The sequence below is a fragment of the Nonomuraea rhizosphaerae genome (genome assembly GCF_019396405.1).
In the GTDB taxonomy this organism is placed as follows: domain Bacteria; phylum Actinomycetota; class Actinomycetes; order Streptosporangiales; family Streptosporangiaceae; genus Nonomuraea; species Nonomuraea rhizosphaerae.
In genome coordinates this window covers 1-4,491 of the sequence record NZ_JAHKRL010000543.1, presented here as the reverse complement: position 1 = coordinate 4,491, position 4,491 = coordinate 1, and the positions used below count along the sequence as shown (strand labels likewise).

General features: G+C 72.5%; 4 protein-coding genes. 2 read left to right on the top strand and 2 right to left on the bottom strand.

Annotated features, from left to right (window positions below):
- Positions 1–1,136: 5-methyltetrahydropteroyltriglutamate--homocysteine S-methyltransferase (gene metE, locus KME77_RS28145; protein ID WP_219472008.1), on the top strand; the 1,136-nt coding region annotated here is incomplete at its 5' end.
- A 326-nt stretch (positions 1,137–1,462) separates the two neighbouring features.
- A complete protein-coding gene (locus KME77_RS28140) occupies positions 1,463–2,671 on the top strand; it encodes an ROK family protein (RefSeq protein WP_219472006.1) in 1,209 nt (402 codons plus the stop codon).
- Here the strand turns inward: KME77_RS28140 and KME77_RS28135 are convergent.
- Together KME77_RS28135 and KME77_RS28130 are read right to left on the bottom strand one after the other, a co-directional pair.
- A complete protein-coding gene (locus KME77_RS28135) occupies positions 2,655–3,509 on the bottom strand; it encodes a phosphotransferase family protein (protein ID WP_219472004.1) in 855 nt (284 codons plus the stop codon). The two genes, KME77_RS28140 and KME77_RS28135, sit on opposite strands and share 17 nt — an antisense overlap.
- A 26-nt stretch (positions 3,510–3,535) precedes the next feature.
- Complete coding sequence (locus tag KME77_RS28130; RefSeq protein ID WP_219472002.1) at positions 3,536–4,441, bottom strand: carbohydrate ABC transporter permease; 906 nt, start codon at positions 4,439–4,441, stop codon at positions 3,536–3,538.
- Positions 4,442–4,491: the final 50 nt, after the last annotated feature.

Genomic DNA, 4,491 nt, shown 5'->3' with positions numbered 1-4,491 from the left:
CGCTGGCGGCCGCCGGTGACGGCGACGCCGAGGCCCCGGCGGTCTCGGTGCGGCTGGCCGGGCCGGTCCCCGCCGAGGGGCGCGGCCCGTACGCCGAGCGGGCCGCCGCGCAGGCCACGCACCTGCGGCTGCCCCCGCTGCCGATCACCACGATCGGGTCGTTCCCGCAGACCGGCGAGCTGCGCGCCGCCCGCGCGGCCGTCGCGGCGGGCACCCTGGACGAGGCGGACTACGACCGGAGGGTCGAGGCCGAGATAGAGCGGGTGATCAAGCTGCAGGAGCGGCTCGGGCTCGACGTCCTCGTGCATGGCGAGCCGGAGCGCAACGACATGGTCCAGTACTTCGCCGAGCACCTCGACGGCTTCGCGGTCACCAGGAACGGCTGGGTGCAGTCGTACGGGTCGCGCTGCACCCGCCCACCGCTGCTGCACGGCGACGTCTCGCGGCCCGGCCCGATCACGGTGCGATGGGCCCGGTACGCGCGGTCGCTGACGGACCGCCCGGTCAAGGGCATGCTCACCGGGCCGGTCACCATCGTGGCCTGGTCCTTCGTCCGGGACGACCTGCCGCTGCGGGATGTGGTGTTCCAGGTGGCGGACGCGGTCCGGGAGGAGGTGCGCGACCTGGAGGCGGCGGGCGTGCCGATCGTCCAGGTGGACGAGCCGGCCCTGCGCGAGCTGCTGCCGCTCAGACGCGCCTCGCAGGCCGAGTACCTGGAGTGGGCCGTGGCCGCGTACAGGCGGGCCACCTCGGGGGCCAGTGACCGCGTCCAGATCCACACGCACCTGTGCTATTCGGACGCCGACCAGATCCTGGCGGCGATCGACGGGCTGGACGCCGACGTCACCACGATCGAGTCGGCCCGGTCGGGGGCGCGGATCCTGAACGCGGTGGGGTCGTTCGGGCGCGGGCTCGGGCCCGGCGTGTACGACATCCACTCGCCGCGGGTGCCCTCGGCGGAGGAGGTCGAGGGGCTGCTGCGGGAAACGCTGCGGGTGCTGCCCGCCGGGCGGGTCTGGGTGAACCCGGACTGCGGGCTGAAGACCCGTACGTACGGGCAGGTCGAGGCGGCCCTGGCCAACGTGGTCGAGGCGACCGGGCGGCTGCGCGCCGAGCTGGCCGGCGAGGCCGGGTGATCAGCCGTACCGCTCGGTGAACTCCTCCAATCGCCTCGCCGGCGTACCCCCTGCGCTGGTGCGGCGTGCCGATGCCGATGCCGTACGTGAACGTGCCGCCGACCCGCTCGGCCTCGTGCGTGTTGATCATGCCGACGGCGAGGTCGTCCCGCCTCTCGGCGATGACCAGGTTCACCTCGTCGAGGTCGGACTCCGTCTCGTCCGGTTCGATCGAGCGCAGCCTGACCTTCTCCCCCACCCATGCAGAGATCATGGCCGGCAGCCAACCAGACAGGAGACGGCGGGCGCCCCTGGTTTTCGACCCGCCTGGTTCTAGACTCACGGCCGTGAGGGACTCACAGGCGGCCGACGTGCTGAGCCTGCGGCGCCACAACCTGTCCCTCGTCCTGCACCATCTGCGGGACCAGGGGCAGAGCTCGCGCATCCAGGTGTCGGCGGACACCGGGCTGGGCGCGGGGGCCGTCACGAGCCTGGTGGGCGAGCTGATCGACTACGGGCTGGTGGAGGAGGCCGGGGTGCGCGGCACCGGGTCGGCGGGCCGGCCGCGGCGGCTGCTGACGCTGAGGGGGCGCTCGGTGGCGGCGGTGGGCGTGCGGTTCGACGCGGAGAGCGTGGCGGTGCGGGTCACGGACCTGGCCGAGCGGGAGCGGCACCACGAGCGCGGGCCGCACAAGCTGCGCGGGGCCTCGGCCGAGGAGGTGGCCGGCGTGGTCGCCGAACGCGTGGAACGTGCCGTCGCCGACGCCGTCGCGGTGCCCGTCGTGGTCGCCGTGCCGGGATGGACCGACCAGGGGCTGGTCACCTCGCCGACGCTCGGCTGGCGGGGCGTGCCGCTGCTGGCGGCCCTGCGCGCGCGGCTCGGCCCCGGCGTGGGCCCGCTCAGCCTGGCCAACGACGCCAACCTCGGCACTTGGGCCGAGTACCAGCTTCTGCGGCTGAGCGGCGTGCGTGACCTGATCTACCTGGAGGGCGGCATCGGCGTCGGCGGCGGGTTCGTGGCCGGCGGCCGCCAGGTCTACGGCGCGGCTGGGGCGGCGGGCGAGTTCGGGCACGTCGTGGTGGACGCGGCCGGGCCGGCCTGCCCGTGCGGGCGGCGCGGCTGCCTGGAACGTTACGCGTCGCTGCCGGTGGTGCTCGGCGCGGCCGGGATCCCCGCGGCCCCGGGCGAACTGGACGCGGCGCTGGAGGAGCTGGCCGGCCGGACGGAGCACGGCGATCCGGCCGCGCTGGCGGCGGTGGACGGGCTGGCCGCCCGGCTCCGTCCGGTCATCGCGCACGCCAGGACGATGCTCGACCCGCGGGTGATCGTGCTGGGCGGCTACTTCGGCAGGCTCGCGCCATGGCTGGCCCCGATGCTCGCGCGGGACGGCCCGCACCTCCCGCCGCCGGTGCTCGCGCGGGACGGCCCGCACCTCCCGCCGCCGTTCGAGGTGCGGGCGGCCGGGCACGCGCGTGACGCCGCCCTGTACGGGGCCACGTCGTCGGCGGTGACGGCGTTGCTGGACGACCCGCTGCTGATCACCCGTCCGGGCTGAAGGTCCACTCCAGGTGGGCCAGGGCGGCCTCGGCGTAGTGGAGCGGTCCGGTGCTCAGCCCGTACGCGAGGTCCTCGATGAGCGCGCACCTGGCGTAGAACAGGACCCTGCTGCGGTCGCCGTCGTCGAAGTCGCGGTCGTAGTGGACCAGCACGCGTTCGAAGACCTCCGGCCCCAGATCTCGGTAGATCAGGGCGAAGTCATGGGCCGGGTCGGTCACCGCGGCGTCCGTCCAGTCGATGACGCCCGTCAGCGCGCTGGCCGAGGGATCGACCAGCAGGTGCTCGGCGCCCAGGTCGTTGTGGCAGAAGCGGAGCGAGCGCGGCTCGTCCGGCGGGCTGTCGCGCAGGAACGCCTCCACCAGGGGCCGCAGCTCGGACGGCACGTGCCGCTCGATGTCGCGGTAGTCGAGCTCGGCGTCCTCCAGCAGCGTCGGCGCCGGGTAGAGGTCGAGCGGCGCGAAGCCGCGCATCTCCCCTGGCTGCGCGCCATGGAGGGCGCTGAGTAATCGGCCCAGCGGCTCGGCCAGCCGCTCGGGCTCGCGCACCGGCGACTGGTTGAGCGGCCGGCCCGCCAGCTTGCGGTAGGCGATCACGCCTTCCCCGTAGTCGGCGAAGACGACCTCGGGCACGGCCACGGGCGCGAGGTCGCGCACCACGGCCAGCAGGTCGACCTCACGCCGGGTGAGCGTCGCGTCGGCGACCTTGCGCCCCCGTACGATCAGTTCCTCGTTGACCTCGTAGACCTCGTTGTCCAGGCCCTGCCCGGACTCGGCGATGGAACGCACCTCATAGCCGGGGAGGTGGCGGGCCAGCAACGCGCGGATGTCGCTGATCACACCTGAAAGACTAGCGCCGGGATCTTCTACTTGAGCGCTCCGGTGGTCAGACCGGACTGGATCTGTCGCTGGAAGACCGTGTAGACCACCAGCATCGGCAGGATCGCCAGTGTCAGGGCGGCGAACAGGGCCGACCAGTCCTGGTCGTAGCCGGCGGCCGTCGAGATGTCGGCGATGCCCTGCGTGAGCACCCATTTGTCGCGTTCCTGGAGCAGCACGAGCGGGAGCTGGTACTGGTTCCACTGGCCGAGCACGTTGAAGATCGTGATGCTGACCAGGCCCGGTCTGGCCATCGGCAGCATGATCTGGAAGAACACCCGCGTGTGCGAGGCGCCGTCCACCATGGCCGCCTCGCCGACCGCCGTCGGCAGCGTGCGGAAGAAGGCCGCCAGGAAGAAGATCGTGAACGGCATCGAGTACGCGATGTACACCAGCACCAGACCGGCGTGGCTGTTCAGCCCGATGAACGGGCCGACCAGCGGCACGTTGCCCATGTTCTGCACGACGAAGAACAGCGGCGTCAGCGCCAGGTAGACCGGGAACGCCAGGCCGGACACGAACAGCAGGTAGACGGCCCGGTTGCCGCGGAAGGAGTAGCGAGCCAGGACGTAGGCGGCCATGGAGCCGATGAGCATGGTGCCGAACGTGCTGAACGAGACCACGATGACGCTGTTGAGCATGTACTGGCCGATGTGCGCCTGCTCCCAGGCCCTGGCGAAGTTGTCCCAGTGCAGCGTGGAGGGCAGCGACCAGGCGTCGCCGAAGATCTCGTCCTCGCTCTTGACCGAGGCCAGGAACGTCCACAGGATCGGCACGATCACCAGCACCGTCCACACCAGCAGCGCCAGGTGGGTCAGCGCCCCGAGCGGCCCGAGGCGGCGCCGTCGCTCCTCGCGGATCTCCCGCCGCGAGGGGGACGCCGTCGGTGTCACCAACGTTCCGATCAGTAATCCTTTCGTTCGCGCCTGGGAAGACGCAGCGA